This is a genomic window from Bradyrhizobium sp. 142, from assembly GCF_023074015.1.
GTDB lineage: Bacteria > Pseudomonadota > Alphaproteobacteria > Rhizobiales > Xanthobacteraceae > Bradyrhizobium.
Window position 1 is genome coordinate 1 of sequence record NZ_JADPKQ010000528.1, and the last position, 2,832, is coordinate 2,832.

A 2,832-nucleotide genomic window follows, 5' to 3' on the forward strand; every position below is an offset into this window, starting at 1 on the left:
TCTCGCGATGACGCCCTTGCGCTTCGCTAACCCTTCGCCGCCATCAGGCTGGGTAAAGGACTTCCACCTCCAAGCTGTCGAACATGCTCGGCACACCAAAAAAGAAGCCCCGGACCAAGCCAGGGCTTTTTAATTGGTGGTGGTGATTTTCTTTTTAGATGATCGATCGTTCGTTGACGTGCTCAGTAGCGCCCGATCACCGGCGCGTCGAACTTGTAGCTGGCGCGCACGACGGCCCACTGGATGTCGCGCGGCTTGGCATCGAACGTGTAATTGCCCGAGGTGCCGCCGAGCTGATAGGTCTGGCTGCCGAAGGCCGCGTAATTGTACTCGAGGCCGACGATCCAGTTGCGGGTGATGCCGTATTCCCAGCCGGCGCCGACGGTCCATCCGTTGGCCCAGTGGGTCTGACCGCCCGAGCCCGTAGCCACTCCGACCGTGTCGGTGACCGACAGACGGTTATTCACGCCGGCATAGCCGCCCTTGATGTAGAACAGGTTGTTCTGCACGGCAAAGCCGGCGCGGCCGACGACGGTCGCGAGCACGTTGGCGCGCCAGGAGAACACGTCGTCACCTGCACCGAACGCGGTGTTGACGACCGTGCCCTTGTTGTCGAGGCCGGAGATCGTGCCCTCCATGCCGAACACGTAGTTGTTGGCTTGCCAGTTATAGCCGATCTGGGCGCCGCCCATGATGCCCGACTTGCGTTGGCGATAGCCCTCGCCCGGGGCGAGATCGCCGAAGGGGGCGCCGTTGCCGTTGTTGATGAACTGCTCGTTGGTCCAGGCGCCGCCGATGTGGCCGCCAACATAGAAGCCGGTCCAGTTGAACAGCGGCTCGATATAGGCCGGCGCTTTGGTGTAGGGCCGCGCGCCGAGATCGGCAGCGGAAGCAGCGCCGGTCGAAACCAGAGCGGTCGTGCAGGCGAAGGCAGCAATCAACTTGGAACGCATCGTACACCCCTTGTCATCGATGGGTGCACGCTCACAGACGGCTCTTACTAAAATTGAAATCAACACGGTTAATGCGCCAGACGCGCACGCGCTGACCGGCGAATCCGTTTGTGCTGTTGCACGCGCGCAACGCGCCGCTGCGCGATTTAACGCAGCGTTATCCCTACCGAAATCTTGCGCTACGATCCCGGAGCAGCTCTCGAATGCACGTGCTCGGGCCGCACCCCGAGCCCGAGCAGGCGCGCCGGAATGCCCTGGAGCCACGGCAGCGCGGTGATCAGACGCACGACCAGCGGCACCTTCAGCGGCCGGTCGCCCGGCTGCAAGGCGCCGCTGATGATGTTGTTCTGCACGACGACCTGCATCCGCTGCGTCATCTTCACCGGAAACTCGCGGCGGCGGCGCACCGCATCGAGTTCATTCTCGGACGGACACCCCTGCTGCATCTTGTCTGCCAGCAGATTTGCGGCCGCGACCGCATCCTGCACGGCGAGATTGACGCCGACGCCGCCGACCGGCGACATCGCATGCGCGGCATCGCCGATGCAGAGCAGGCCCGGCCGCGTCCAGCGCGTCAGGCGGTTGATCGCAACGGTGAGAAGCTTGATGTCGTCAAAACTGTTCACGTCGGCAACGCCGTTCTTGAGGATCGGCGCCATGCGCACGACATCATCGAGCAGCGCCTGCAGTCCCCTCGCCTTCACCGCGTCGTATTGCCCCTTGGCGATGACATAGGCGCACTGCCAGTAGTCGCCGCGGTCGAAGGTGATCATCATCTTGCCGGGCTCGACACGGGCGAACACGTTTTCCGTCTCGCCCGCGTTGCGGCCGGCACGGAACCACAGCACGTCCATCGGCGCGCCGATCTCCTCGACATCGAGGCCCGCGCGCTGGCGCACGATCGAATGCCGGCCGTCGCAGGCGATGGTGAGATCGGCTTCGATGTCGATGTCGATGTCGCCGTCCGCCGTCTTTGCGCGCACGCCGGCGATGGTCTCGCCGCGGTGGATCAGATCGACGGCTTCCGTGTTCATCATCACCTTCAGCGAGGCGAAACGCTGGCCGGCCTCGCGCAGGAAATTCAGAAAGTCCCATTGCGGCATGAAGGCGATGAACGGGTACTTCGTGCGGAGCCGGCGGAGATCGGCGATCCGCACCGGCGTGCCGCCGAACAGGCCGTCCATCGTCTGCAAGCGCTGATGCGGCAGCTTCAGGAAGCCGTCGATCAGGCCGAGCTCATCCATGACCTGAAGGGTCGAGGGATGCACGGTGTCACCGCGAAAGTCGCGGAAGAAGTCCGCATGCTTTTCCAGCACCACGACATCGATGCCGGCGCGCCCCAGCAGATAACCGAGCATCATGCCGGCAGGTCCGCCGCCGACAATGCAGCAGCAGACTTTGATGGAGCGGATGGCGGGCTGATCCGACGTTGCTGTTTCCATGACCTGGCCTCCCTGGCCCTTTGATCCGCGACGCGGATTGTAGCGCCGGCCGGCGGCACGGATAGATCAATTTGACGGCCTCAGATCTTCTTCAACCTCGTCTCCAATGCTTATCCGTCATCCTCGTATGGGGAGTGAGTTGTCAAGAGGGCGTCGTTTGATGGCGGCGGTCTTGGGCGCCGCGGCGAGGAGCGGTCAAGGCTGGCCGTAGGCCACCGCCGGAGACGGCGCGGCAGCGGCCTTGAGCGCGACGAGCTCGGCGCCACAATGGCGTCCCTGCAACGCACGCGATGACGATAACAGGTGTGACGTGATGCGAGGCCTGGGCCGTGAATGAGATCACCTTGTATCCGGTCGGGCGCGCAGCCCGGTACCCTGATCTTTCATGCACGGGTGGAGGCAAAGCCCAGCAAGGACGGGACCCCTCTGAGAGAGAT

2 protein-coding genes are annotated in these 2,832 nt (G+C 63.7%); both read right to left on the minus strand.

Annotated features, from left to right (window positions below):
• Window positions 1-182: 182 nt before the first annotated feature.
• The gene (locus IVA82_RS47085) at window positions 183-953 is read right to left on the minus strand and encodes an outer membrane beta-barrel protein (RefSeq protein ID WP_247386783.1); all 771 of its coding nucleotides are present in this window, start codon (window positions 951-953) and stop codon (window positions 183-185) included.
• A 179-nt stretch (window positions 954-1,132) separates the two neighbouring features.
• Window positions 1,133-2,395, minus strand: a complete 1,263-nt coding sequence (locus IVA82_RS47090) for an FAD-dependent oxidoreductase (protein WP_247386784.1) — start codon at window positions 2,393-2,395, stop codon at window positions 1,133-1,135.
• Between the last annotated feature and the right edge of the window lie 437 nt (window positions 2,396-2,832).

Excerpts from the sequence above, each read along its gene's own strand:
- IVA82_RS47085 (WP_247386783.1), bottom strand. The coding sequence starts at position 953 with ATGCGTTCCAAGTTGATTGCTGCCTTCGCCTGCACGACCGCTCTGGTT.
- IVA82_RS47090 (WP_247386784.1), bottom strand. The coding sequence starts at position 2,395 with ATGGAAACAGCAACGTCGGATCAGCCCGCCATCCGCTCCATCAAAGTC.